This is a genomic window from Asticcacaulis sp. (assembly GCA_024707255.1).
Lineage (GTDB): Bacteria > Pseudomonadota > Alphaproteobacteria > Caulobacterales > Caulobacteraceae > Asticcacaulis.
Genome location: JANQAC010000001.1, coordinates 480,226 through 506,682, shown reverse-complemented (window position 1 = coordinate 506,682; position 26,457 = coordinate 480,226). Strand labels below are relative to the sequence as shown.

Genomic DNA, 26,457 nt, shown 5'->3' with positions numbered 1-26,457 from the left:
ACGGGGATGACCGGATGAACCAGACAATAGCTGCAGCGGCCCCGGCCATGGACCCGAAGGACGTCCAGCGAATCATTATCGGCCTGATGGCGGTGCTGTTGCTGGCGGCGCTTGACCAGACCATTGTTTCGACCGCCCTGCCGACCATCGGGCGCGAACTGGGTGACGTGCAGCGTCTGCCGTGGATGGTCACGGCCTACCTGTTGTCATCAACCGTGGTGACACCGCTCTATGGCAAGCTGGCCGACATCATCGGCCGGCGCACGACCCTGCTGATGGCCATCGGCATCTTCCTGTTCGGCTCTCTGTTGTGCAGCCTGTCGCCCAACATGTATGTGCTGATCGCCGCGCGCGCGGTGCAGGGCTTGGGCGGCGGCGGGCTGATGTCGCTGGTCCAGACGGTGATTTCCGATATCGTCACGGCGAAGGAGCGCGGCCGCATTCAGGGCGTTTTCGCGGCGGTTTTCACCGCTTCCAGCCTGGGCGGCCCGATCCTCGGCGGCGTGCTGTCCGAACACCTGGGCTGGCAGTCGATTTTCTGGGTCAACCTGCCGGTCGGCGCCGTGGCACTGTGGATCGTCTCTCGTGGCCTGATGAAACTGCCGCGCTATGAACGCCCGCATCGCATCGACTGGCTGGGCGCGGTCCTGATGGCGGCGGCGGCCATCGTCCTTTTGCTGGCCATCAATACGCGCGGTGCGGCGGTGATGGGGCTGCCGCTCTGGGCGGTTTATGTCGTTTCGGCGGTCTTCTGGGTGCTGTTCGCCTTCCGCCTGCGCACCGCCGCCGAGCCGCTGATCCCGACCGGCATCCTCAAGGATGGCGTCATTGTGCGCGCCATACTGGTCTCCACACTGAGCATGGGCGCTCTGATGTCAGTCAGCGCCTATAACCCGCTTTACGTACAACTGATCTACCACATGGGCGCGACGCAGGCCGGCATGGTCATGACGCCCTCGGCGCTTGGTGTGGTCGGTGGATCGATCCTGTCGGGCCAACTGATGGCGCGCGGCAAGGGCACCGGCTACAAGCTCATACCGATGATCGGCCTGTTCGCGGGCGCGGTGATCTATGCGGGCATGGCCGTGATCGGGGACCGGCTAACGCTTTGGGCCTATATCGGTGGCCTGTTCTTCGCCAATGCGGCGGTGGGCTCGACCTTCCCGGTGGCGACAGTCGTGGTGCAGAATGCCGTTGAACGCCACGAGATGGGCACGGCCACAGGCGTGATGAACTTCTTCCGGTCCCTAGGCGGCGCGCTGCTGGTGGCGGTGTTCGGGGCGATTCTGTTCGGCGAGCTTTATGCCTTGCTGGGCGGTAGCTTTCATGGCGCGCTGTCGGCGGATACGTTGAGCCGTGTCAGCGATCCGGCACGCATCTACAAGCCTATATTTACGGGCGCGGCGGTATCTATGGGGCTGGCCTTTCTGGCGCTGCTGTCTATGCAGGAGCGCCCGCTGCGCTCGCACGAGATGCCAGTCGCCAAGGCCGCGGAAGAAGCGACCGGCGAAACGCTCAGCGATGCCGACTTTTCCTAACGCCTCTCCAGCCTGATCGCCTTTTCCGGACACGCACTGACGCACAGGCCGCAGGCCCGGCAGGCATCGGCGTTGACCGCGAAAGACTGCTTCCAGCCGTGGATAAAGCCCTTTACCTTCGCCAGTGTGCCAAGACCCTTGCGGTCTTCCGGCGGCAGGATATCCAGCTCGAAAACGTCATAGGGGCAGATAACCACGCAATCGGCCTTGCCTTCGCAGCGCGCCCGATCGATGACGGGGGTGAAAATGCCGGGCGCCTGTTTGCAGGCGCCGTCCGTTTTTGAGGGAGTTTCAGCCATTTTACGCAGCATCTTTATGGAAAATTTATACGCCCTTAATTGTTTTTGACTACGCTCAGGGCCAGTAGTGTATTCTATAGACTGGTGGCAAAAAGCCCCAGCTATTTCTGAGCAGAAAGTTCATTCATGCACGCGGGGGCGGCATCTTACAGTAAGTCTGGCTATAGTAAATCCGGCGGCCAGAGCGCGCGCGATGTGCGTAACCTGGCCAATCTCGGCGAGACGGCGTCAACCAGCCGGGTGCTCAATCTCTCGCAGATATTCGCCACCAGCGGCCGCAGTGCAGGCTATGCCGGCAGTCCGTTCTTCCGCAATTCGCAACTGAACAAGGCCCTGCTCGTCAAGCACACCCTGCGTCCGGCTGAACGCGAGCTTTTTGCCCATCCGCGACGCACGGCCACCAAGATCATCCTGCCCTTCGACGCCAGCGATCTGCGCCTGGGTGGCCGATCGATCTTTGTCAATCAGTCCGGCTTTGTCAATTTTACCCGCTCATATTTCAGCGACGAAAACCTGGCCAGCAATCCCGACCTGCAGATACTCCAGCATCTGGATGTCATTCCCTCGCTCGATCCGTTCCTTGTGCGTGAGCATCTGGCGCGCTTCGGCTTTCAGCCCGATCCCTGCTACCTGAAGATTTCGCCAAGCGATCTCAATGAGATGGTTGGGTTCGCCAATGCGGAAATCGAGCATCTGGTCATGACGGCCTTCGGCGCCGGCATGGAAGCCGCGGCGATAAAGCTGACCTCGAAAATCCTGGCCAATAATCTCGACAGTGACCTAGATCCGCTCAAACAGACCTTCCGCATGAGCGACGGTGATTTCGCCGAGGGCATGTTCTCATGGCGCGGATTCCTTTATTTCAAATGGCGCCAGACGCACCTCCAGGCCGACATCAAGCAGGTGATCGACGGTTTGCAGACCTACCGCACCATGGGGCCGATCGATGCCGCGACGCGCGACTACCTGGCCGAGGTCAGGCCGCGGCTGGCGAAGAAGATCATCACCGCCATCGTTTCGACCCGCAAGACGCTGAAGGTCTATGACGAAGCCTATCTGGCCCTGACGCAGGGGTCTGACCCGGCGCCTTTCCGCAAGTTCCTGCTGGCCGGTCCGAAGATGTTCTTCGAACTGGGCGAAAGCATCGGTATCCTCAGCCATATCGGTTCGTTCTGGGATTATCGCATGGGGGCGCGCATGACCCATATGCGCCTGACGCCGCAGGAATTTGCCGATATTCTCGTCGATTTCGAGGACAGCCTTTTGAATGTCGAGGCCGCGACGCCGCCCGTCCTGCCCGTGGCGGCGACCCTGCTTTAAACGAAGGTTCTTGAGTTCGCCGGGATGGCGGCCTATATAAGCCTTGGCGGGTCTTGCTGTGGCTCGCGTGGCGATCACTATTCCTTCTGACCTTAATCACTTAGAACGGGGACTGGCTCTGATCTGGACCGTGGTCCTAGTTACCTGGTTCCCACCTGACTAGTCAGGTCTGAGAGGATTTAAACGCATCGACACGGCTCTTATGGCGCCGCCACCCTGCCTCACATTCAGCCGTGCTTTTTTATGCCGGATTTGCTAAGCTTGATCAGCAAGCCGGAGAACTGACTATGCTGATGGCCGACCAGAAGCCGTTGCTGCGCAACGAAATGAAGCGCCGCCGCGCCGCTTTCGCATCAAGTTCTCCCCTGGCGGGGGACGTACTGGCCGAGGTCGCCGAGGCACATCTCGATGAGCACCGGGCGTGGCCTGACAGGGACGCCATCATCGCCGCCTACTGGCCGATCCAGAGCGAAATAAATCCCTTCCCGCTGTTACAGATTTTCGAGGCGCGCGGCTATGCGCTGGCCTTGCCCTGCCTGGTGACGGAAGGGGAAGGTTTCCGCATGATCTTCCGCAGGTTCAGCCTGGGCGATCATCTGGTCAGCGGGCCGTTCGATATCCATCAGCCGGCGGATGAGGCTGACGAAATTGCGCCGGATGTCGTGTTCATGCCCTTGCTGGCCTTTGATGACCAGGGCTGGCGGCTGGGCTATGGCGGCGGTTATTACGACCGCGTGCTGGCGCGTTTGCGGGCGCAGAAGGACGTAAAAGGCTACGGGGTCGCTTTTTCGGGGCAGCAACTTGCCGAAATACCGTTTGAGGTGCATGATCAGCCGCTTGACGGTATATTTACCGATCAGGGCGTCATTCAGGTGCGCTCCAAGGTGTAGTTCCCACCAAAGCGGAACTTAGAAACTGGACTTTTAATGCGCTTTGCTTTTTTTGGTGATGTGGTGGGCCGCGCCGGACGCGACGGACTTGCCGAGCACCTGCCGCGACTCAGGCGTGAGCTTGACCTCGAATTCGTCATTATCAACGCGGAAAACGCCTCGGCCGGCTTCGGCCTGTCGGAAAATTCGGCGCGCCAACTCTTTGACGCCGGCGCCGATTGCCTGACGCTCGGCAACCATTCGTGGGACCAGAAAGAGGCCCTGACCTATATTGTCCGCGAACCGCGCCTGATCCGGCCGATCAACTATCCGCCGCTGGCCGATGCGCCGGGGCGTGGGGCCAATCTGTTCGAGACGCAATCGGGCAAGCGCATCCTGGTCATGAATGTTCTGGGCCTGGTGCATATGGCGTCGATGGATGATCCGTTTGGCGCAGTGGACAAGCAACTGGATGCCTGTCCGCTGGGCCTGGCGGCCGATGCCATAGTGGTGGACATGCACTGCGAGGCGACGTCGGAAAAAATGGCCATGGGGCATTTCTGCGACGGCCGCGCCACCCTGGTGGTCGGTACCCATACCCATGTGCCGACAGCCGACGCGCAGATCCTGCCGAACGGCACGGCCTACCAGACCGATGCCGGGGCCTGTGCCGATTATGACAGTGTGATCGGCATGGACAAGGAAGAGCCGTTGCGCCGGTTTACCACGCGGATCGGCAAGGAACGCTATCGTCCGGCGTCCGGTCCGGCCACGGTCTGCGGCGTCTATGTCGAGAGCGATGACCGCACGGGACTGGCCACGCGTATCGAACCGATCCGCATCGGTGGGCGCCTAAGCCAGACCTTGCCTAAAGCGCTGGTTTCGGTTTAGAAACCGGCATCTTTTTCCGCTCAGGCGCCGCGGGGGCTTGCCTCGCATCGGCTCGGGCGGGCACTTGCCCTTGCCAAACGTCAGGGACGTTTGGAGGCACTACATTGACATTGAGGACCCATGGCCGGCCATAGTAAATTCAAGAATATCATGCACAAGAAGGGCCGCGCCGACGCCGCGCGCTCCAAGCTCTTCTCCAAGCTGTCGCGCGATATCACCATCGCCGCCAAGATGGGTATGCCGGACCCGGCCATGAATTCGCGTCTGCGCCTGGCGGTTTCGATGGCCAAGGCCGAATCGATGCCGAAGGACAATATCGAACGCGCCATCAAGAAGGGCGCCTCCGGTGAAGCCGACAACATGGAAGAGATCCGCTACGAAGGCCGCGGCCCCGGCGGTATCGGCCTGATCGTCGAGGCCCTGACAGACAACCGCAACCGCACCGCCGGCAATGTGCGCAGCTATTTCACCAAGTTCGGCGGTCAGATGGGGGATACCAACAGCGTCGCCTTCATGTTCGACCGCCTGGGCGAGATCAAGTATCCTCTGACGGCGGGGGACGCCGACAAGATTTTTGAAGCGGCCATCGAGGCGGGCGCCGCCGATGTCGAGACCGATCCGGGTGACGGCGACGAGGACGAGGGCGGCCACACCATCTATACCGCCTTCGAAGATCTGAACGAAGTCGCAGAGGCCGTCTCCAAGATTTTGGGCGACCCGAAGTCAACCGGCTTCGTCTGGAAGCCGCAGGCCACGACGCCAATCACCGGCGATCCGGTGCGCACCCTGATGAAGCTGATCGACGCCCTGAACGACGATGACGACGTGCAGAATGTCTATGGCAATTTCGAAATCTCGGACGAGGATTACGAAGCCCTGGGCTGAGGGACCGTGTCGTCTTTATCGCTTGCTTATAAAAGCGTTGCGCCTGGGTAACTGCGGTTATTTCAATTGTGTTCCCGCGCCGATTCAAGCCTTTGCTTGAGCCGGAAAGTGTGCGACTATGCCCCGTTAACCATCTTTAATGCCGTGGTCGGGGGATGCGATGAAGGCGTCACGTTTTATTCTTACAGGTCTGGCGTTGGGTGCGGGGCTGGCGACATCCGCCTGCGTCACCACACCGGAGCCGCGGGCCATCAATACGGCGCGTGCCGATGAAGCCTGCCGGTCCGATTTTAACGGCCAGGCGCCGGAAATCATGACCTACGATCCCTATACGCATGTCGAAACCCGCGTGACGCGGACGAGTGACCTGCCGGTTATGTCCTCCAATGCCACCCGCAATTCGGTCGGTCTCGATCCCTATGCTCAGAACCCACGCGATGGCAGCTATGTCTGTACGCGGCGCGGCGCCTATGGCGTTGATTTTGTGCGCGGCGGCCCCAATCCGGTGATCGTGGGGGCGGTAGCGGGTGCGGTTGTCGGTAGCGTGGTGACCAATAATTCCAAGGGCGCCCAGCAGGGCGCCGTGATCGGCGCCACCATGGGCTCCAGCCTGAATGCCGGCGATTCCAACGCCATTTCACTGGGCGCGGCGACAGGGGCCCTGATCGGTGGGGCAAACGGCGATACGAATGATGCGGCGGCCGGTGCTGTGGCTGGCGCCGTGCTTGGTCTCCAGGCCAAGGACAAGCAGGAAGGCGGCTGGCACTGGGGCCGTCATCATGATGACAGCGATGATAACTGACCGTTGAAATCAGGAATGTAAAAAGGCCCCGATATTAATCGGGGCTTTTTTCATTTCGGCACTGGACAATAAAAAAGCCGGACCTTCTGGTCCGGCTTTTGGTTTAATTGATCCGCGGGATAGGCGGCACCGGGTTCGGCACGGCCGGCGCATCGCGGCGCGGCGACGGATTGCGCGGCGGCGGGGCGCCCTGACTCGATTCCGGATTATCCGGCGAGTTCGGGCCGGCCACATTGGAGGTGGCCATGCGATAGGGCGGACGCGGCAGGTAGGTATCGAACAGCGGCATGAAGGTGCCGGCGTTTACCGAATAGAGGTTATTCTCATTGCTGTAGAGTTCCTGGGACAGCCATTCCTTGCCATCGGCCAGGGCCAGGTTGGTATCGTCATCCTCGAAGGGATACTGGTCGCCGCTGTTGATCTCGGCATTGGCGCTCTTGGTATAGGTATCGCAGCGCTGGCCCCAGGCCGGGTCGGCTGGTTTTTGTGTGCATATCGCCTTCAGCGCGCGGTAGGAGGCTTCCTCGATGACCGGATCGACCTTGCCACTGTCAGCCGGCAGGCGCAGCTTCTGGTAATCCTGGCACTGCTGCCACGAGACGGCGGTTACCTGGGTCATGTTGCGGCTGCATCCGGCCTTGATCAGTTCGCTGTAGGAACGATCGTCATAGGTGCGTTCCTTGTTCAGCGTCTTGAAGGTGGTGGCGTGGAAGCGGCTGCACACCGCGCCGGCGTGGCCGTCGGAGGGCGAATCCGCGCAGGCCTCGCTCAGGAGGTCGTAGATGCTCCAGTCGACGCCACCGCCGGGAATACCAAAGGCGGCCTGTTGATGCCAGGGCGTACAGTTGCGGAATTCCGGTGGGACATCGCCCCAGCTCAGATCCTCGCAGCGCTCGGTTTCGATGTGGTTATTGACCGCGCGCAGCATGGCGCCCGGCTTTTTCAGGATCGCCGCCGTGCGCACCAGCCGGATATGGTTGTTGCCGACATAAGCGGTGCCGCGTTCCAGATTGATGCCCACTTCATCGGCGAAGATGTAGTTGTTGAGTATGCGGACACGCTCCAGATTGCTGGTGATGGCGTGATCGGAATAGAACAGGGAGTTGGAGACCAGGGCCTCGCCAACACCATCGAGATAGAGGCCATTGCCATAGAACAGGGTCTTGGTCTGGTCGATGGTGATGATGCTGCGGTTGGTTTCCAGGCTGAGATCGATCGCCTTGGCGTTTTCGCCGCGCTCGAAGCCCTGCCAGTCACCCAGTTGCAGCACGGTCACGCCCAGCAGGCGGCTGTCATTGGTGATGTCTCCGCGGATGCCGTTATAGGTGCTGGCGACGCGGCTGTTATAGATATAGAGGGACGCGTGGTTGATCTCCAGCGCGGCGTCTTCCGTGCGGGCGATCAGGTTGGTGTCCGACATGTTGAAGCGGCCGGCCTCGATGGCCACGGCGGAGCGTTCGCCATCATAACGCAGGTTGGCGTTTTCCAGGGTAAATTCGCCGCCGGAGGCCGAAATACACGACTGGCTGGCACCGCGCGTCGACATCAGGGTCAGGTTGCGGACGATGACCATGTCGGCCGTCGGCTCGACGCGGATGCAGTTTTCGCCCTGAGGCGCCTTCAGCACCAGCGGATGGTTGTCATAGCCCGGTCCGGTTTCGGGCTGGATGATGATGGATTTGCGCAGGCGCAGGCTGACTTCGCAGACGCTGTAATTGGCATAGGCTTCCGGCAGGTCGGCAGCGCCCAGGCCATTGGAGGTGCGCCAGCCGCGGGAGCCGCGCAGGTAAAGCGTGCTTCCCGAAGGCAGGCGTGCCAGCAGGCGATCGAGCGCGTAGGGGCCTTCGCTGCAATCGAAATGGGCGACCGTGCCGTTGCGGAAGCGGCGGTTCCAGTCGTCATAGCCGTACCCGTACCCATTGCCGTATCCATAGCGCTGCTGCGAGCGGCAGGTGCGCAGTTCGGGATCGAGCAGGACGCCAAAGCACGGACGGATGGTGGCATTGACGCGGGCGGCGACATTGGAGCCGGCAACAGCGCCTTGCGGCACGGACAGACACATGACGGCGGTCACAAGCAGGAGCGTCAGGCTCAGCACAAGGCCTTGCCCCCTTTGCGAACGTGTTTGACGGTCCTTACGCATCCACATCTTCGTTTTTCCTTAAATCGCCGCCCCGGTAAACGAGGGGCCGCGCCGTATTAATTTTCAGGCGTACGCGATACTTGCGCCAGCACGGCTTGCAGGCGGCCGGCCGAAGGCTTGAAGCCGGCCAGGGCCGCATCAAGCTGCATGACGACGGACTCGGCCTTGTTCTGATCGGCCACGCCCTTCATGCCCAGGTCGAAATAGGTCGACATGGCGTAGCGGGCCTCGGGCGACCCCTGGCTTTCGGCCTTCTGATACCAGTAGAAGGCGCGGGCATAATCAACCTCAACCCCGACGCCTTCGGAATACATGACCGCCAGGACGAGCTGCGAACGGGAATCGCCGTTCACGGCCGCCAACTGGATGGCGCGGACACGATCGAGATAGGTCAGGCGCTCGCCGCCCGGCATGCCAATCATCGACCGCAGGCCGTCAATCGTCTGCTTCGGCACGTCTTTCGGCTCGAAACAGGCGACATTGAGAAGGTTCAGGTAGTCAAGCGCACGGACCACATGGATAAAGGGCAGTTCTTCCATGCGCGACAGGGCATAGGATGCGGCGTCATCCGGACGGCTTTCATCCGAATGCGGCACGCCGCCCTGCGGGGCTTCGGGCGGATAGAACTCATAGGGTGCCACCCATCGGCGGGCCTTGGATTCGACGAAGGACGAATATTTCGCGCGGGTTGGCGCCGATTTCTCGAAATCCTTCAAAAGGACGTAGGCCCCGACATCGCCGGTTTCCGACGCTTTGTAATTATAGAGATAGGCGTCGACATCCGAGCGCTCGAACAGGGTGCGGACATTGGACATGCCGTAATTGCGGCCCCGCATCATGGCGCGGATAGCCTGCGGATTATCGGCCGGTTCGCCCATCGGGCCGTATTGATCGTCATACAGCCGGCCCAGTGTGCGGAAACCGTCGGCGCCTAATGATGCCTGGATATAGATGACGCGGTCGCGCACCTTGTCGCGCTCACCCGAATCCATCATCGACAGCTCGTTATCGAGCATCCGGTAGGCGCGCTCGCGCTCGAAGGCGCGGCACTTGTCGTAACGCGAGGCCAGGACGCCGCCGCGCGGGTCCATGGCGCGGCTGGCCGGGGCATAGCCCTGCTGGTTGGCCAGGGCCATCACCAGCCAGACCGACGATTCGATATGGTCTTCGAGATTTTTGTCGGAAGCATCTATGGCCGCATAGCGATTGGCCAGTTCGAGCTGCGCGAAGAAATCATTGGCAAAGCCGAGGTGGCGATAATAGCGGATTTCGCGTTCCTGGCCGTTGAACCCTTGAGTCTGGAAGGGATCGGGCGGACGCGGGCAGGCATAGGTGCCATCGATGCCTACCTTGCGGTTGAACCACCGCCAGTCACGCATGTCGCAGCCGGAGAGGGACATGCTGACGCACAGACCCGCCATCAGCGTTGCCCCTATGCGGACAAACACCTTCCGGCCCCTGGAGATTCCGCCGCTATCCTTTTTCAGGGATGCTTTGGCTAACCTCGCCTGATCACATTCTGACATCAGTCATCGCTCCGACAGCGTCGGCATAAATATGGTTAATACATCTTTTGTAAGGATTACGAAGAGTGTCAAGCTTTGGCCCCCCAATGCAGCTAGTGACTGACTTAATCTTGTTGAGCGTTGCCGGATTGTCGCGCCGGAAATGCGCGGAACCCCCTCATAACCCATACCCCACTTACGCCTGAACGCGCGCATAGTCATCATGCGTCAAAAGCGGTGCCTTGGCCAGAAAAAAGTGTTAATAAGCCCGACCCGACGCCGATTTCGCGTTTTGCGCGCCCAAGCCCGCAAACCCCGTCCCGAAATGCCCGCGAGAGGGGAAAAATCAGGAGACAATATTGAGTTATATGGTTAACGACGCTTTGGCAATGATGTCCAAAGGCGAAAAATATCAAGAAGTTATAAGGGACGCGGTGGCCGTGCTCGAAGGCGAGCCCGACGTGACGGCGCGCATGGCGACCGTGGTTTCGCTGCTCGATCAGGCATTCGATTCCTGGTTCTGGACTGGCTTCTATGTCGTGGATAAGGTTAAGAAATCCGCCGGAATTAATGAACTGGTGGTGGGGCCCTATAACGGCACGTTGGGGTGTCTGCGCATTGCCTTCGGGCGGGGGGTCTGCGGCGCGGCCGCGGCCACGGGCCAGACCCAGGTGGTGCCGGATGTCCATGCCTTCTCCGATCATATCGCCTGCGATTCGCGCTCCAATTCGGAGATCGTGGTGCCGGTGTTCGATGCGGCGGGCGAGTTGATCGCGGTGTTCGATTCCGACTCGGAAAGCTTCGGCACCTATGACGACGAAGACGCGGAAAACCTGGAAAAGCTGATGAAGGCGGTGTTTGCGGGTTAGGGGAAAAGTAACAATCCACCATCAGTTAGCAGTGTGTGCCACGGGAGAATAGTTGCAAAAAAATTTGCTATTTCTTTACTTTCACCCCTTGAAGTTGTGTTGTATGGCCTTATTTCTTCTTAGCCTCATGGGATTGGCCATGTGGTTGTATCGTTGAGAGCGTCAAGTTGAAATTTGACCTCGGCCCGAATAACGCAACACGTTACTCGGACTATGGCCAGATGATATGAGACATAGAGCATAGCTCGGACCTCCTCGGTTACACTATTATACCGCATCTCGTTTTTAGACCCGCGTTGGAGATGCGTTCGGGTTGAGACACACGAACGATAACCGGCGGATTGCGGCGTGCGTTCGGGGGGCGTCCACAGCCATTCTGCAGAATGGTTGTGGGGCACAGGGTCAGTGCTAGCCCCCCGAACTCTGCGAATTGGGGGGGGGCGCATGGGCGAACCGGACTGGTACAAGCCGAGAGGCTATAAGCACTTTGACCGCGCGGTATCGGCCAAGTTCTTATCGAATGTTATAATGCCTAGTTTCGTTCAGGCACATTCCTTTTCGCCACTCATCCACTATATTAAAGAAACTAAGCGATATAAGCCGCTCAAAGGCACAACCGAGATTAAGAAGCGCGATATTATGTATGCGTCGCACAGGGATGCGTGCATTCTGTCGTACTATACTCATCAGCTAAACGCCCGACTAGATGCATATTATCAAGCCCAAGGCTTGGGGGATACTGTCATCGCCTATCGATCTTTGGGGCGTTCGAACTATGATTTCTCGGCTGAAGTCTATAGTTATGCGCGTGAACATTTGCCCTGCGTCATTCTTGCATTTGATGTAACAGGATTTTTCGACAACCTTGATCATGGATTGCTAAAGGCCCGATTGAAACGGATCCTAGATGTGGGAAGCTTGCCGGAAGATTGGCTTCAAGTCTTGCGTACGGTGACACGGTTTCATTACGTAAAAACGGATGAACTTAAAGCCCATCCAATTTTCACGGAACGTTTAAAGCCAAACGGACCGAGAATGATTGGCACGGTGGCGGAGCTCAAGAAGCATGGCATCCAGTTTCACGCCAACCCTAAAGTCGATGTGGGAATTCCGCAGGGCACACCGATCAGTGCCGTCTTTTCCAATCTTTACATGATGGACTTTGATAAGAGTGTGGGAGATGCCTGCGCTTTGTTAGGAGCGCTTTATCGTCGGTATTCGGACGACATTTTAGTTGTATGTCGTGCTAAGGATGCCGACGCATTGGAGAAGAAGATACTTGATTTGATCAAGGTCGAGAAGCTTGAAATCAGCACGGACAAAACTGAACGTACGGCCTTCGATGCGACGACCATTAGTAGCACCAAAAGTGCGCAATATCTTGGGTTTTCCTACTATCCTGGCGGTGCCGGTATTCGGCCAGGCTCATTGTCGCGCCAGTGGCGTAAGATGAAACGCGCCATTCGTCGAACCAAAGCCGCCGCGAAGGCGGCAGGCAAAAAAGGCAAAGATGCGAAGCCCTACACAAAGAAATTGCGTCGGAAATTCGCCCCGCTGCAATTTCGCAATTTCTCATCCTATGGGCGCCGTAGCGCGAAGGCTTTTGGTTATGGAGAAAAAATCACCGCCCAGTTAAAGCGACTGGAAAGACGTTTTGAGCAAACTTTGGGAAGTTAGTCCGTCCTGGGCAGTTCGCGGATTTCCACGATTCCGCCGGCTTCGTAAACCGGATTGCCGGCCAAAAGGGTTTGCGCGGCGGCAAGGCTTTCGGCCTCGATACGGATAAAGCCCGTCAGGTGGGCGGTAATCGAAGGGGCGGCGCCGTCCTTGCGAAAGGCGGCGCCATTGCCGATAGCGCTGCCGCCGCGCAAATGGCCGCCGCGTGCCAGGGTGTCAAGATAGGCAGGCCAGGTGTTCGCTTCGTTAGGCGTTTCGTTCGGCGTGTCGTGCATCAAAAATATGAAATCGGCCATTATCTCGTCCCCTTAGCAGTGCTGCATCTAATTATTGCGCTTTTGCGCCTAAGCCGCTAAACGACAGCATCCTTAAAAACGCATTCTTTTGAGAAGGGCGCAAGCTCCCCATGGCGCAACAATATATCTTCCAGATGCAGGGCCTGACCAAGCATTACCCCGGCGGTAAAAAGGTCTTCGAAAACATCTGGCTCTCCTTCTATTCCGACGCCAAGATCGGCGTTGTCGGCGTCAACGGCTCGGGTAAGTCCACCCTGCTGAAGATCATGGCCGGCATCGACAAGGAATTCTCCGGTGAGGCCAAGGCCGCCGAAGGCACCAAGATGGGCTACCTGGAGCAGGAGCCACACCTCGACGAGACGAAGACCGTCTGGGAAAACGTCATCGACTGGTGCGAGGAGAAGAAGACGTTTGACCGCTTCAACAAGGTGGCCGAACTCATGGGCGAGGAATATTCCGACGAGCTCATGGAAGAAATGAACGCCCTGCAGGAAAAGATCGACGCGGGCGACCTGTGGGACATCGACTCGCGCATCGAAATGGCCATGGACGCCCTGCGCTGCCCGCCGAACGATTCAGGCGTGACCAAGCTTTCCGGCGGTGAAAAGCGCCGCGTGGCCCTGGCCCGCCTGCTGCTTAGCAAGCCCGACATGCTGTTGCTCGACGAACCGACCAACCACCTTGATGCGGAATCGGTGGCCTGGCTCCAGCACCACTTGGAAAATTTCCCCGGCTGCGTCATCCTCGTCACCCACGATCGTTACTTCCTCGACCAGGTGACCAAGTGGACCCTCGAACTCGATCGCGGCAAGGGCGTCCCCTATGAAGGCAACTATTCCGGCTGGCTGGAGCAGAAGCAGAAGCGCGTCGTGCAGGAGCAGTCGGAATCAGAAGCCCGTCAGCGCGCCCTTACCAAGGAACTGGAATGGGTGCGTTCCGGCGCCAAGGCCCGCCAGGCCAAGTCCAAGGCTCGTCTGGCTGCTTATGAGGACATGGTGCGCGAACAGGAAAATTCGCGTCAGGCGCAAAGCTTTGCCACCATCCAGATCCCGCCTGGCCCGCGCCTCGGCAATGTCGTGCTCGAAGTCACGGGTCTGGAAAAGGAATTCGGCGAAAAGGTTCTGTTCAAGGACCTGACCTTCCGCCTGCCGCCCAACGGCATCGTCGGCATTATCGGTCCGAACGGCGCCGGCAAGTCGACCCTGTTCAAGCTGATCACCGGCCGAGGAAAAGCCCGACGCCGGCACGATCAAGCTCGGCGAAACGGTCAAGCTGGCCTATGTCGATCAGTCGCGCGACGACCTAGATCCGAACCATACCGTCTGGCAGGCCATTTCCGGCGGCACCGACATCATGGTGGTCGGCAAGAAGGAAATCAATTCGCGCGCCTATGTCGGCGGGTTTAACTTCAAGGGCGGCGACCAGCAGAAGAAGGTCGGCTTGCTCTCCGGCGGTGAGCGCAACCGCGTCCACCTGGCCAAGACCCCGGCCGCCGGCGGCAATGTCATCCTGCTCGACGAACCGACCAACGATCTGGATATCGAAACCTTGCAGGCGCTCGAAGAGGCGCTGGAAGAATTCGCCGGCTGCGCCGTGGTTATTTCCCACGACCGCTGGTTCCTCGATCGCCTGGCCACGCACATTCTCGCGTTTGAGGGCGACAGCCATGTGGAGTGGTTCGAAGGCAATTTCGAAATGTACGAGGAAGACAAGAAGCGTCGCCTGGGTACAGACAGCCTGATCCCGCACCGGATCAAGTTCCAGAAATTTAGTCGTTAAGACGCAGGGACACGGTCCCTGCACCCGTTAATCAAAGAAAAAGCGCCGGCGGAAAACGGCGGCGCTTTTTCTTTATCGATCTACTCGACTTATTGAGCCGGGGCCGGTTCGGCATTCGACGGCGGGGTCGTGTTGGCCGGGTTGTTGGTGGTGGCGTTATCGACCGCATTGCCAACAGCGGCCGGGGCCTTTTCGATACGGGTGATGGTCCGGTCCACCGTATTGGTGTGGGTGGATCTCGATCGGCCCATAGGTTGTGAAGTACCAGATGCCGCCGATCACGGCGGCCAGGATCACCACGGCCAGAATGATCAGGCCGGCATTGCTGCTGTTATTGACCTGGGCCGGCGGTTGGGAATTGTTGATGGTTACCATTTTCGCACTCTCTTCGTCTGCGTGTCGGGGAATGACAGGGGCAAAGATAACGGCATGGGTGCAAAAGCGCCGTAGGAGGCTTCAGGCCAACTGGTAAGAATAACGTCACTGGGGAACATTACTCTGCGCTGTCTCAGCATGGGCAAAAGCCGATTGTATTCTTATATGGCTATGCGGACAAAAAAAGCGCCGGCTCATGCGAACCGGCGCCTTGGGCAGGCTGACGTCAGCCCTTAATTGTCGCTGGCATCCTCGCCATTATCCACCGTGCCGGAGCCTGAGATCGTGGTGTCGATCTTGGCCGGCTTGGTAGCCAGATCGACATTGCCGGAGCCGGAAATATCGATCTTGGCCTGGCCGGTGGCATGGATGGTGGCGTCGCCGGAGCCATTGACGCTGACATCGGCGTCCTTCGTTTCCAGGGCCGCCAGGTCGGCGCTGCCGCTGCCGGAGACGTTCAGTTTCAGGGCCTGGGTGCGGCCCACGGCATGGACCGAGCCGGAGCCGGCGATACTGATATCGATGGACGGCTGGTCATAGCCGCGCAGGTCGAGATCGCCGCTGCCGGTCATCTCGAAGCGCTTGACGTTCGGCGCGGTGACGGTGATGCGCGCGCCCTGGTGGCTGGTGCGGGCCTCGAAGCCATCTTTGCCCCAGGTGAAATTGATGCTTTCGCGGTGTTCCGGGCCATCGGCAATCGACAAGCGGCCATTATCGAGCGTGATGCGGTTGACGAGCGACTGCGGGCCAGTGACGGTGACCGAAGCAGCCGGGCCCTGCGTATAGACAACATCGGCGGGCAGATCGACGGCCAGCAGGTCGCCGCCGGTCCAGGCGATGGTCTTGCTGGTGCTCGGTTCCGGCTTGCCAGCCTCGCCCCGGCCAATGCGCACATGGTCGCCGTCCTTGATCAGGCCGATATTCCAGCCCTTGGTGCCGACTTCGTTGGAGACCAGGGCGGCGGCCCCGGCCGTGCAGACCAGCGCCACCAGGAAGGCGCCGCCGGAGAAGAGAAACAGTTTGCGGATCATGATGGTGTTTCCTTAGGCTTCGAGGGCGGGTTTGAGCACGCGGTAGTGCAGGCGGGCGTACCAGACGAGGCCGTTGACCAGCCAGATGGTCAGGGCCGGGTGATGGCGCCGATGGTGGCCGCCAGCGCCATGACGCCGAAGCCGCCCATAAGCGCCGCCGCTATTCCGCCGGGCAACCCCATGAACGGGCCGGCGGCGAACAGCACGCCACCGCCGATGAAGGCGCCGATGGCCGCGGCGAAGATGCCGATCAGGGTGCCGACCACGCCGCCGGCCAGCGGCAGCAGGATCAGGATATCGATGGCGCCGAGGCCCAGTATGCCGATTATGGCGGAGCTGGCGTTGGAAGGCGTCTTGGCCTCGTCCCAGCTTTTGACGCCGGCTTCGGCGCGCAGTTCGCGGGCGAGGCGGTCGGGGTCACCGAGGGCTTCAGCCACTTCGGATTCGGCGCGGCCTTCGGCGGCAGCGTCCTTGAAATGGGCCTCATAGTCGGCCATGATTTCCTTGAGGGTGGCAGGCGGCAGGCCCTTCAGGCCCTTGCACAGCCGGTCCAGAAATTCGATACGGGTCATGATCTCAGGCCTCTTCTAAAGATTCGGGCGTAGCGGGGAGGGGCTCAAGCAGGGCATCGACGGCGGTGGCGAAGCCGCGCCATTCGTCGCGCTGGGCTTCGAGCGCGGCGCGGCCGGCATCGGTGAGCTTGTAATATTTGCGCGAGGGGCCGGCGGGCGATTCCACCATATAGGTAGCGACCAGGCCGTCGGTCTGCATCCGGCGCATCAGCGGGTAGATCGTGCCCTCGCTCATGCCGATGGCATCGGAGAGATGGCTGGCGATCTCATAGGCGTAGCTTTCGTTGCGCGCCAGCACCGCCAGCACGCACAGGCCAAGCACGCCTTTTTTCAGTTGGATATCAATGGTTTCAGGCATCTCTGTTTCCTTTGAGGCGCTGGGTGTCGCAACCGGGGAGGCGGTGGCTTGATCATTGAATATGACAAGCTACCTGTTGATGCAAGGTATATATCATTAAATAGTAGTAAGGTTGGCAACCCCAACCCTCTAAAGGAAAAAGGCGCCGGAGTTGCCTCCAGCGCCCCATCAGGTGAAGAAATCGATAGGGGTTACGATCCGAAAACGATCGTCGTGACGCTGTAGGCCGGCAGGCTCATAGAGAAACTGTTGCCGGACACCACGACCGTGCCCTTGTCTTGCGGTGTCGAGGTCGTACCTTCCAGTCGCCAGACATGGCCGGTGTCATAGGCCGTGGTCTGCCACAGCCGGGCATTGGTGGTGACGGTCGTGCCGCCACGATTGACCAGCACGATGACCGTGCGTTCGGGATGGGCGGCGTCGATCGAGGCATAGATGGCCGTATTGGCGCCATCCGTGGTGGTGGCCTTGATCGAGGTATCGCCGAAGGCGGCCCCTGCGCCATCGAAATTGCGATACATGTCAAAGCCGCCGAAGATGAATGAATTATCGCTCAGCAGAGGCCACATATTGGCGGAATACACCCCTTCACGACCGAATATGCCGAGTACGTCGGCCTCGGCCACGCCGCCGGAAATATGATTGCCGCCGCCGTAATTATACTCGCTGAAGGACAGCTTCGTATTGGGATAGTGAGCGGCGATCTTGTCCTTCATGAGCGGGATCAGCCGGATGACGCCGCCCGCCGCCGAATACTGGCTGATCCAGCTATTCTCGACATAGGCGGTATCGTAAAGCGAGCGGGGCGCCTGGAGGCGCGCGGTCACCACGGCTGCAGAATTGTCATTATCGGTAATGCGCACGCCGGTGCTCGACTGGGCTTCGGGATACCAGTGCAGGTCCAGCACATCTAGGATGCGCTGACCGTTGGCTGTCTCATAGCTCTTCATTTCATCGAGATAGGTATTGATGAAATCACGGCTGGCGGCGTCCGGCGCGCCCTGGAAATCGACATAGCCGCCCCAGCCATAGCTGGCTGGACCATAGACCAGCGCGTTCGGCGCCACCGCCTTGATCGCCTTGGCATAGTCCTTGGTCAGTTGAAATATCTCGGCATAGGTCGCCTTGGTGCCTTCCGCCGAGGTGCTGGAGCCGCGCAGGCGGCGGTGGGTCGAGGCCCACAGGTCGGGCTCATTGTCGAGCATGAAGCTGGTGCGCGCCGTCGTACCGCTGAAGGCGGTCGGAAACTTGGTTTTCAGGAAGGAAACGAACTCATCCTGATAGACCTTGCCGTCCGTCAGGTCAGGCGTGGTGGTGAAGGCTGCGCCCTTGGCCGGCAGCGAGACGTTGAAGCGCGTATGGATGAAATCGGTTGTCTGGTTGACATCGCCGCCGCCGTTCTTGTCGGCCGCCACATAGCCGATCATCGGCAGGCTCATGACGTAATCGCCACCGGCATTCAGCGTGTCCTGGATCTGGCTGGTGAAGGCAGCGCCGGGCGTATTGCTGGCGCTCAGGAAGTCGTCATTCTGGTTGAAATAGTCATTGCCGGCGTTGGAGGCGTTGGTCTCCCAGTTATAGGCGGTAATGCGGTTGCCGCCGGCGCGGTTGAAGGTCATGTGGCGCAGGCGGGCATTGGTGAAGTCGCCGGAATTGGTGCCGTAAATCAGGGGCGAAATAGCCTTGCGGTCCTGGTCGCTGTGAATTTCGAAGCTGACCGCAGCGGCTGCCGGGATTGAGGGCTCGATAAGCGCGCCGGACGAGGACGAACTGCTGGATGAGGATGAACTGCTTGAAGACGAACTGGATGAGCCACCTCCGCCACCGCCGGAACTCCCTCCCGAGCCCCCGCCACCGCAGGCGGTAATGAGCATGGTCAGTCCGAGCGCCGTGAGCGCGGAATATATCGGCTTCATGATGGTTCTTCCCGTTGTCTTTTCTGGCCGCGAGTTGTTTGTGCGGCTGTATTGATGACAGCGTTATCATGAAGCTTTCAGATTGTCACACAATTCAGGCGTGAGGTGAATTCACGGCTTGTAGAAGACGAAGCCGGCGCCGCAGGCGATCAGGGTGAAGCCGACCGCAGTCTGCCATTTCAGGGGTTCGCCGAGATAGACCGCCGAGAAGATGACGAAGACCGTCAGGGTGATGACTTCCTGGATCGTCTTGAGCTGTGCCGCGGAAAAGGTGCCATAGCCGATGCGGTTTGCCGGCACCTGGAAGCAGTATTCGAAGAAGGCGATGCCCCAGCTTACCAGAATGACCACCCACAGCTTTTCCATCTTGAACTTGAGGTGGCCATACCACGCCAGGGTCATGAACAGGTTGGAACAGATCAGCAGGCCAATGGTGGCGAAGGCAGGGGAGATTTTGAGCACGACAAACTCCGGAAGATGGAGCGTCCTGCTTCCGGGCTGCCGTGCAAAGTGTCAATAGGGATCAGGCAATATTGAAGCGCTGGGCGTCGCGCAGGGCATTATCCGCCATGGCGCGCAGGCCGGGATGCTCTGGCTTCAGAGCCGAAAGATCAGCAAAAACCTTGTGGGCCTTGCGATACAGCGGGCCGGCTTCTTCAAAGGCGCCCTGCATTTCGCGCGCCTGTGCCAGGCGGGCCACGGTAATGGCCAGGGTGGAGCGGACGCCGACATCATCCGGCCGCAGATAGGCTTCGGTTTCGTGCAAACGGCTCAGTTCCTCGAAGGCATCGCCGGCGGCCCCGGCATCGCCGGCTTTCAGCTTGAGATCGGCATAGGGCGCCAGCAGTTCGGCGCGGATGGCCGGATCGCTGATCACGCCAAGCGCACGGGCGATGACGGCGGGCTGGCGGGCGGTATCGCCGGCCATCTGGTAGCGGCGCGCCAGATAGAGATGAATATTGGCGTCGTTCGGATCTAGTTCCGAGACATGCTCGTATGCGGCCATGGCCTTGCTGTCGTCACGGCCCATATGCAGGGCACCGGAGACGCGCCACAATTCGGCGGCGGCGGCATGATTGCCGGCCTCGGCCAGGGCGTCCGCCTGGGCGGCGAGGGCGGCGGCGGCGGCGGACAGGTCACCGGAGGCGATGAGCTGGAAGGCTTTCTGGCTGGCCGGGGACTTGTCATAATATAGATGCGATATCCGCACGCTCAGTTCATCGGCGGCGATGGCGCGGGTCGAATCCGGCCAGACAGACAATGCGGTACGAGCCGCTTGGCGGATTTCGGCTTCGTCATCAAGTGGTTCGGGCATGGGCGCCGGCACGACATCGGGGATGATTTCGGCAGCGGGCGCGGCAATGGTTTCGGCGACGGCCTCAACGGGATGAACTATCGCTTCCGGCTGCGGCTCGCTTTGCGGCGCGAACCGCATGGCCGAGCTGATCACGGCGTTGATATCGCCTTGCGGGGCATGGGTAACGACATCCGGCGTTTCGGCCAGCAGGGCAGCGGCCAGTGGATCATGTTCGGCTTCCGCCGGCAGGACAATATCCGGGCGAATCGGCACTATTTCGGCCGTCGGCGTGTGGATGTGCAGGCCGTGCGTCTCGGAAAGGGCAGCGGTGGCATCAAAGGCGGGGACTTCGCCGGGGGCCTGGAGTGGGGCCTGGGTAGGGGCTTCGATGGCAGCTTCGACTGGTGCTTCCGGCATCCGCGTCATGAAGCTGTCGGAGGCGTTATCGGAAAAGGCGCCGTGATCGCTGAAAATGGCCGGTTCGAGCGACTGGACCTCCAGGGAGGGAGCGGCAACGGTTTCCAGATGATCGCCGGACAGGCCGAGGGCGGCGACATTCTGTGCATTGAAGCGCAGATTGCCCCGGCTTTCACTATTCCGGCTCTCACTGGCACGCGTGGCAGTCTGGAGATCGACGGCGGGTGCGGCGGCCAGTTCGATTTCGGCCGGCATGGCCTTAGGGTGCGTCTTGCGCGCCGGACGGGCCGCACTGAAAAGGTTGACGACCAGGCCGATGACGCCGATCAGCAGCACGACCACACCGACGGCCAGGGCCCCGGCCCAGGTGGCGGTGCCGCGGGCCCAGATGATCCAGTCTTCCGGAAAGGGGGTGCGCACAGGCGCCTGGCCCTTGTAAAGCGCGAAAGCCGCCAGGGCGACAGCCAGGGCGATCAGCACGAAAAAACCCGCCGGACTGCTCCGGCGCGTCCCGCTTACGGCACCCATTGTCGGATTCGAACTGCTCATACGGCCCCCGCAACGCTTATCTTCATAAAACATTAACCCCAGCTTTGGCTTTATGGCAAAGGTAAATTCCAAAACCTGTGCCAAAAGGCGAATTAAGCGGCTTTTCGCGGCAGTCTTGCAACTTTCTGGCCATAGAGCTTCGGCGGGCTTGCGCGAGTCAGCCGTTGCGGATACAAGCGAACATATGAAGAACGTTGTGCGCATATTGGGGCTTGATCCGGGACTGAGGCGTCTGGGGTGGGGGCTGATCGATGTCGAAGGCGCACGGCTCTCATGGGTGGCGCATGGCGTTATCGAGCCACCGACCGATCTCGACCTGTCGGTGCGCCTGCTGCACCTGTTTGAGAGCCTGGGGCGGTCATTGCCGAATGGACGCCGGACGAGGCGGCCATAGAGGAAACCTTCGTCAATATGAACCCGTCATCGACCCTGAAACTGGGCCATGCGCGCGCGGCCGCCATGCTGGCGCCGGCCAAGGCGGGGATGCCGGTGGCGGAATATGCCGCGCTGGATATCAAGAAATCGGTGGTTGGGGCCGGCAAGGCCGACAAGGACCAGGTGTTGTTCATGATCAAACGCCTGCTCCCCAAGGCGGACGCGAGCATGAAGGCGGATGCCGCCGATGCCCTGGCCTGCGCCATTACACACGCGCACAAACGCAAGATGAACACTCTGAAAAGGATGCTCGCGTGATCGGTCGTCTGCGCGGTCTGCTGCTGGAAACCACCGACGAGGAGGTGCTGATCGAATGCGCCGGCGTCGGCTATGTCGTGCGCTGTGGCATACGCACGATCGCCGCCCTGCCGGACCTGGGCGCCGAGGTGATCCTGCATATCGAAAGCCAGACGCGCGAGGACGGCACACGGCTCTATGGCTTCCTCAATAAGGATGAGCGCAAGGCGTTTGAAGCCTTGCAAAGTGTGCAGGGTGTAGGGCCGAAGGCGGCTCTGGCCGTGCTCGATGTGCTTACACCGCAACAACTGGCCCAGGCGGTGGCGCACGAGGACAAGACGGCCGTGGTGCGCGCCTCCGGTGTGGGCCCCAAGCTGGCGCAGCGTATCGTGATCGAGCTGAAGGGCAAGGTACTGACCACGGCCGATTTCGGGCCGGTGATCCATGCCCCGGTGGGCGTGGTCGTCAAAACCACGGTCAATGGCGAAGCGGTGGCGGGACTGATGGGGCTGGGCGTTGCCGAACAGAATGCGCGGCTGGCGGTGGAAACAGCTTTGGCGCAGCTTGGGGCTGATGCCGAACTGCCGGCGGTAATCCGCGCCGCGTTGAAGGCGTTGAGTAAATAGCATGGCTAGATTAATCTCCGGTGAATCTGACACTGATTACGAAGAGCGCGCGCAGGACCGTGCCCTGCGGCCGCAGACCTTTGACGATTTCGTCGGCCAGGCGCCGCTCAAGGCCAATCTGAAGGTCTTCGTGACCGCCGCCGCGCAGCGCAAGGAAGCGCTGGACCATGTGCTGTTCTATGGTCCGCCGGGGCTGGGAAAGACGACCCTGGCGCAGATCGTGGCGCGAGAACTGGGCGTCGGTTTTCGCGCCACGTCCGGGCCGGTTCTGGCTAAGGCGGGCGACCTGGCGGCGATCCTCTCCAATCTGGAACCGAACGACGTCCTGTTTATCGACGAAATCCACCGGCTTAATCCGGCGGTCGAGGAAATCCTCTATCCGGCGATGGAAGACTATGTGCTCGACTTGATTATCGGTGACGGGCCGGCGGCGCGCACGGTGCGCATCGACCTGGCGCCCTTTACCCTGGTGGGCGCGACGACGCGGGCGGGGTTACTGTCTACCCCCTTGCGCGACCGTTTCGGCATTCCGCTGCGGCTGGAATTCTACACGCCGGAGGAACTGGTACGTGTGGTCATGGGGGCGGGGCGCAAGATGGGCGCGCCGCTATCCGAAGATGGTGCGCTGGAGATTGCCTCGCGCTCGCGCGGCACGCCGCGTGTGGCGGGGCGTCTGCTGCGGCGGGTGCGTGACTTTGCCCATGCCGAAGGGGCAGAAATTATAGATAAAAAGGCCGCGTCCAAGGCGCTGGCACGGCTGGAGGTCGATCCGGTGGGGCTGGATCACTCCGACCGCCGCTATCTCAAGGCGCTGATCGAAAACTATGGCGGCGGGCCTGTGGGGCTGGAAACGCTGTCAGCGGCCATCGCCGAGGCGCGCGACGCGGTGGAGGACATGATCGAGCCTTACTTGCTCCAGCAGGGCTTTATCCAGCGGACCCAGCGCGGACGGACGGCCTGCGCGCGGGCCTACCTGCACCTGGGCCTGACACCGCCGCCCTCGCCCCCCATTGCGCCGGACCTGTTCGACGGTTAATAACAAGCACCTCAACCGCGGAACGTAACCTTAACGCGCATGGCCTCGTATAATATCAGTGAATGGCAGGCTTTGATGCGCCGGGCGCAGGGCGGTGACGCTGCGGCATACCGTGCCCTGCTGGAAGCCCTGAGACCCTGGCTGGTGGCCTATTTCCGGCGGCGCCTGATGGGCAGCGATGGTGAAGATTTAGTACAGATGACGCTTTTGAGTTTGCATGAGAAACGCCACACCTACGATCCCGGATCGCCTTTCCTGCCGTGGATCTCGGCGGTGGCGCGTCACAAGCTGATCGATTTTGTGCGCAAGAGCGGCCGTCATGTCCATGTCGAACTGAACGAGGAACTGGGCCTGGAAGACGGGATGCAGCCCGACCTGGCGGCGCGCGACGTGGCGGTTCTGCTGGCGCAGTTGCCGAAGGACCAGGCGCGGATCATCAAGCTGCACAAGCTGGACGGCCTGAGCGTCGAGGAGGTGGCGGGGCAGACCGGCAAGAGCGCTTCGGCGGTCAAGGTCACCGTCCATCGCGGGCTGAAAAAGCTGCAATCGCTCGTGGGTATCAAGGAGAGGCGTCAATGAGTGACCTTATTGACAGTCTGACCCATGATCTGAAGCCGGTGAAGCCGTTGCGCAGCCGGCCATTGTGGCTGGGGGCTCTGGCCGGTCTGGTCGTGGCCGTGTTCTACATCTGGTTTTTCTATGGTCCTCGCCCGGAGTTGACGGCGCTGATGGGCGGCGAGTGGCCACGCAGCCATATGCCGGTCGTCAAACCCCTGATGTTCCTGGCGCTTGGTATCAGCGCCCTTCTGGGGGCGTCCGGCCTGGTCCGTCCGGAAGGACGGCCGAAACTGCGCTATCTGATGCCGGTGCTGATCATCGGCGCGATCGTATTCGGCGCCCTGCTGGTGGAATTTCAGCATGACGGCTGGGACAGCACCATGGCCAATCTCAGCGATGGCGTGCTGATCTGCTACATGACCATCCTGTGCGGCGGTATGGCCGGGCTGATCGTGCTGTGGCGCCTATGGTTGCGGCGCTCGGCGACCTCGCATCCCGTAAGTCTGGGTGCCCTGAGTGGCCTGGCGACGGCCTCGCTGATGGCGGCGGCCTATGCCCTGCATTGCCAGGGGGATGCGCCGGTCTATCTGCTGCTGGTCTACGGCATGGCCGTGGCGATCCTTACCGGGATTGCGGCATTGCTGGGCGGGAAACTGCTGCGCTGGTAGCTACTGCGCATATAGCCATGCCAGAATGGCTATGAAGATGCAGGTCACCCCCACAAAAGTCAGGAGTATTGACATCAGTAATCTTCCCATGATCAGCCGGTCTTCATCAAGGCTTCGCGGATCGGCAGGAAGCGGTCGTTGAACGGCAGGATGCCGGCGCCGCGCGCTGCCGCATCGACGGCCAGATCGGCGCGCATGACGGGCGGCAGCGTCTTGATGCGGCCCTGATAGGCGGCGAATTTGCGGTTCAGGCGGATGCAAAGCTGTTCGATATAGGCCGCGGGCAGGCGACCGCCGATGAAATGGGCTTCCGGATTGATGGCGCAACTCATGACCAGGAAAGGTTCGAACAGCTTGTCGGTGGCGCGATCAAGCCAGGCGTCCACGCGGGCCTGCGCGGAGGCGCCTAAGGATTCGAGGTCTTCGGGCGTGGAGGCATTGATGCCGGCCTTGCGCAGGTAATCGTACAGCGAATAGAGCGAGACCATGTCTTCCAGGGTTTGCGGCTGGCCGTTTTCATCGGTCACGGGCAGAAAACCGATCTCGCCCGAACGCCCATCGGCGCCGCGATAATAGTGTCCGTCTATCACCAGTCCGCCGCCAAGGCCCGCGCTGATAATGGTGTAGATAAAGCTGCGATGCCTCAGGCCATGGCCGAACTGCATTTCACCGATCGACGCGGCGGCGGCGTCGTTTTCAACATAGACCGGCACGGGCAGGACTTCGGCGAACAGGGCGGCGACATCGATTTCGGACCAGATGTGGTAGGCGTCGGGGCGATTGGCCACGGGTACACGGCCGAGATCGTCAGGGATGCCGATACCAATGCCGATCAGGCGGGACATATCGATGGCCTTGTCGGCCACGATCCGGTCGACCTCGGCCTTGAAGAAGGCGACGACTTCATCGGGCATGGCGAAGTGGACTTCGCGGCAGACGCGGGCGCGCACATTGCCGACGAAATCAAGCGCCACGATGGCAATGTGGTCGCGGTCGATATTCAGCCCGATGGAGAAGGCGCCATCCGGATTGACCACCAGCTTGGTGGCCGGCTGGCCGCGTCCGCCCAACTGGCGACCGGCTTTCAGGATCATGCCGTCATTCAGCAGGCGTTTGGTGATATTGGCGATGGCGGGGGCGGTAAGGCCGGTCAGGTCTGTGATATCGGCGCGGGTGATCGGACCGCCGGCGGCGCGGATGGCCTGAAGGGTGACGCGCTGGTTGTGATCGCCGGCCCGTTCGAGATTGGTGCCGGAGAGCGAGTCGCCGAGCGCGTGTCCCCTGGGCTCTGGCCGGCCAGTGCCCACCCGCTCATCCACGCCCCTTTGATCCGCACCCATAAGCAACCCCTCCGGGGTAAGTATATTGTCTTACCCGCGCTGGTATTTCCGCTGCGGGTTTGTTTTTATCACGCCTTGAACGGCGCTTGATAAGGAGGTTTTGCCAGTCATTTCCCTCAACCGGCAGGCGTCCTGATTCACTTTTAGTCTATAAGGCTTATCGTTTGAA

General features: G+C 60.6%; 23 protein-coding genes and 3 pseudogenes. 14 read left to right on the top strand and 12 right to left on the bottom strand.

What is annotated here, in order from left to right; all coding sequences use genetic code 11:
* Nucleotides 1–14: 14 nt before the first annotated feature.
* A complete protein-coding gene (locus tag NVV72_02535; GenBank protein ID MCR6658258.1) occupies nt 15–1,538 on the top strand; it encodes an MFS transporter in 1,524 nt (507 codons plus the stop codon).
* Here NVV72_02535 and NVV72_02530 read toward each other — a convergent pair.
* Nucleotides 1,535–1,837 carry a ferredoxin family protein gene (locus tag NVV72_02530; GenBank protein MCR6658257.1) on the bottom strand — a complete coding sequence of 101 codons (303 nt, stop codon included), beginning with the start codon at nt 1,835–1,837 and terminating at the stop codon, nt 1,535–1,537. The genes NVV72_02535 and NVV72_02530 overlap by 4 nt on opposite strands.
* Nucleotides 1,838–1,963: 126 nt before the next feature.
* Here NVV72_02530 and NVV72_02525 point away from each other — a divergent pair, with 126 nt between their 5' ends.
* The 5 genes from NVV72_02525 (at nt 1,964) to NVV72_02505 (ending at nt 6,604) form a co-directional block, all read left to right on the top strand.
* Complete coding sequence (locus tag NVV72_02525) at nt 1,964–3,157, top strand: hypothetical protein (GenBank protein ID MCR6658256.1); 1,194 nt, start codon at nt 1,964–1,966, stop codon at nt 3,155–3,157.
* Nucleotides 3,158–3,444: 287 nt separating this feature from the next.
* Nucleotides 3,445–4,047: a 5-formyltetrahydrofolate cyclo-ligase gene (locus NVV72_02520; GenBank protein ID MCR6658255.1), complete on the top strand. Its 603-nt coding sequence runs from the start codon at nt 3,445–3,447 to the stop codon at nt 4,045–4,047.
* A 36-nt stretch (nt 4,048–4,083) separates the two neighbouring features.
* Nucleotides 4,084–4,917, top strand: coding sequence for a YmdB family metallophosphoesterase (locus tag NVV72_02515; protein ID MCR6658254.1), 834 nt, complete (start codon nt 4,084–4,086; stop codon nt 4,915–4,917).
* A gap of 120 nt (nt 4,918–5,037) precedes the next feature.
* Nucleotides 5,038–5,802, top strand: a complete 765-nt coding sequence (locus NVV72_02510; GenBank protein MCR6658253.1) for a YebC/PmpR family DNA-binding transcriptional regulator — start codon at nt 5,038–5,040, stop codon at nt 5,800–5,802.
* Nucleotides 5,803–5,962: 160 nt separating this feature from the next.
* Nucleotides 5,963–6,604 carry a glycine zipper domain-containing protein gene (locus tag NVV72_02505; protein ID MCR6658252.1) on the top strand — a complete coding sequence of 214 codons (642 nt, stop codon included), beginning with the start codon at nt 5,963–5,965 and terminating at the stop codon, nt 6,602–6,604.
* Between the two features lie 103 nt (nt 6,605–6,707).
* On the opposite strand, the gene NVV72_02500 is transcribed toward NVV72_02505, so the two are convergent.
* Both NVV72_02500 and NVV72_02495 read right to left on the bottom strand, forming a co-directional pair.
* Nucleotides 6,708–8,747: a hypothetical protein gene (locus NVV72_02500; GenBank protein MCR6658251.1), complete on the bottom strand. Its 2,040-nt coding sequence runs from the start codon at nt 8,745–8,747 to the stop codon at nt 6,708–6,710.
* Between the two features lie 56 nt (nt 8,748–8,803).
* A complete protein-coding gene (locus NVV72_02495; protein ID MCR6658250.1) occupies nt 8,804–10,168 on the bottom strand; it encodes a sel1 repeat family protein in 1,365 nt (454 codons plus the stop codon).
* A gap of 452 nt (nt 10,169–10,620) precedes the next feature.
* Between NVV72_02495 and NVV72_02490 the strand changes: the two genes are divergently transcribed.
* Nucleotides 10,621–11,121, top strand: coding sequence for a GAF domain-containing protein (locus NVV72_02490; GenBank protein MCR6658249.1), 501 nt, complete (start codon nt 10,621–10,623; stop codon nt 11,119–11,121).
* A 444-nt stretch (nt 11,122–11,565) separates the two neighbouring features.
* Nucleotides 11,566–12,798, top strand: a complete 1,233-nt coding sequence (locus NVV72_02485; GenBank protein MCR6658248.1) for a reverse transcriptase/maturase family protein — start codon at nt 11,566–11,568, stop codon at nt 12,796–12,798.
* On the opposite strand, the gene NVV72_02480 is transcribed toward NVV72_02485, so the two are convergent.
* Nucleotides 12,795–13,094, bottom strand: coding sequence for a YciI family protein (locus NVV72_02480; protein ID MCR6658247.1), 300 nt, complete (start codon nt 13,092–13,094; stop codon nt 12,795–12,797). The genes NVV72_02485 and NVV72_02480 overlap by 4 nt on opposite strands.
* A gap of 110 nt (nt 13,095–13,204) precedes the next feature.
* On the opposite strand from NVV72_02480, the pseudogene ettA reads away from it, so the two are divergent.
* A pseudogene (gene ettA / locus NVV72_02475) lies at nt 13,205–14,873 on the top strand (energy-dependent translational throttle protein EttA).
* A gap of 156 nt (nt 14,874–15,029) precedes the next feature.
* Here the strand turns inward: ettA and NVV72_02470 are convergent.
* The 7 genes and pseudogenes from NVV72_02470 to NVV72_02440 form a co-directional block, all read right to left on the bottom strand.
* On the bottom strand, nt 15,030–15,248 hold the full coding sequence (locus tag NVV72_02470; protein MCR6658246.1) for a hypothetical protein: 219 nt from the start codon (nt 15,246–15,248) through the stop codon (nt 15,030–15,032).
* 233 nt (nt 15,249–15,481) lie between these two features.
* Entirely contained in the window at nt 15,482–16,279 is a 798-nt protein-coding gene (locus NVV72_02465) for a DUF2807 domain-containing protein (protein MCR6658245.1), read from the bottom strand.
* Nucleotides 16,280–16,291: 12 nt separating this feature from the next.
* A pseudogene (locus NVV72_02460) lies at nt 16,292–16,851 on the bottom strand (DUF1700 domain-containing protein).
* A gap of 4 nt (nt 16,852–16,855) precedes the next feature.
* Complete coding sequence (locus NVV72_02455) at nt 16,856–17,209, bottom strand: PadR family transcriptional regulator (protein ID MCR6658244.1); 354 nt, start codon at nt 17,207–17,209, stop codon at nt 16,856–16,858.
* 191 nt (nt 17,210–17,400) lie between these two features.
* Nucleotides 17,401–19,125 (bottom strand): glycoside hydrolase family 44 protein, encoded by a 1,725-nt coding sequence (locus NVV72_02450; protein ID MCR6658243.1) that lies wholly within the window; start codon nt 19,123–19,125, stop codon nt 17,401–17,403.
* 111 nt (nt 19,126–19,236) lie between these two features.
* Complete coding sequence (locus NVV72_02445; protein MCR6658242.1) at nt 19,237–19,587, bottom strand: DMT family protein; 351 nt, start codon at nt 19,585–19,587, stop codon at nt 19,237–19,239.
* Between the two features lie 61 nt (nt 19,588–19,648).
* The gene (locus tag NVV72_02440; protein MCR6658241.1) at nt 19,649–21,388 is read right to left on the bottom strand and encodes a hypothetical protein; all 1,740 of its coding nucleotides are present in this window, start codon (nt 21,386–21,388) and stop codon (nt 19,649–19,651) included.
* A gap of 184 nt (nt 21,389–21,572) precedes the next feature.
* On the opposite strand from NVV72_02440, the pseudogene ruvC reads away from it, so the two are divergent.
* From ruvC to NVV72_02415, 5 genes and pseudogenes are all read left to right on the top strand, one after another.
* A pseudogene (ruvC, locus tag NVV72_02435) lies at nt 21,573–22,081 on the top strand (crossover junction endodeoxyribonuclease RuvC).
* Complete coding sequence (gene ruvA, locus NVV72_02430) at nt 22,078–22,686, top strand: Holliday junction branch migration protein RuvA (GenBank protein ID MCR6658240.1); 609 nt, start codon at nt 22,078–22,080, stop codon at nt 22,684–22,686. The pseudogene ruvC and the gene ruvA overlap by 4 nt, the downstream one beginning before the upstream one ends.
* 1 nt (nt 22,687) lies before the next feature.
* Complete coding sequence (gene ruvB, locus NVV72_02425; GenBank protein MCR6658239.1) at nt 22,688–23,722, top strand: Holliday junction branch migration DNA helicase RuvB; 1,035 nt, start codon at nt 22,688–22,690, stop codon at nt 23,720–23,722.
* 75 nt (nt 23,723–23,797) lie between these two features.
* Complete coding sequence (locus NVV72_02420) at nt 23,798–24,301, top strand: sigma-70 family RNA polymerase sigma factor (GenBank protein MCR6658238.1); 504 nt, start codon at nt 23,798–23,800, stop codon at nt 24,299–24,301.
* On the top strand, nt 24,298–24,948 hold the full coding sequence (locus NVV72_02415) for a DUF1109 domain-containing protein (protein MCR6658237.1): 651 nt from the start codon (nt 24,298–24,300) through the stop codon (nt 24,946–24,948). The genes NVV72_02420 and NVV72_02415 overlap by 4 nt, the downstream gene beginning before the upstream one ends.
* 92 nt (nt 24,949–25,040) lie before the next feature.
* On the opposite strand, the gene NVV72_02410 is transcribed toward NVV72_02415, so the two are convergent.
* The gene (locus NVV72_02410) at nt 25,041–26,288 is read right to left on the bottom strand and encodes an ROK family protein (protein ID MCR6658236.1); all 1,248 of its coding nucleotides are present in this window, start codon (nt 26,286–26,288) and stop codon (nt 25,041–25,043) included.
* Nucleotides 26,289–26,457: the final 169 nt, after the last annotated feature.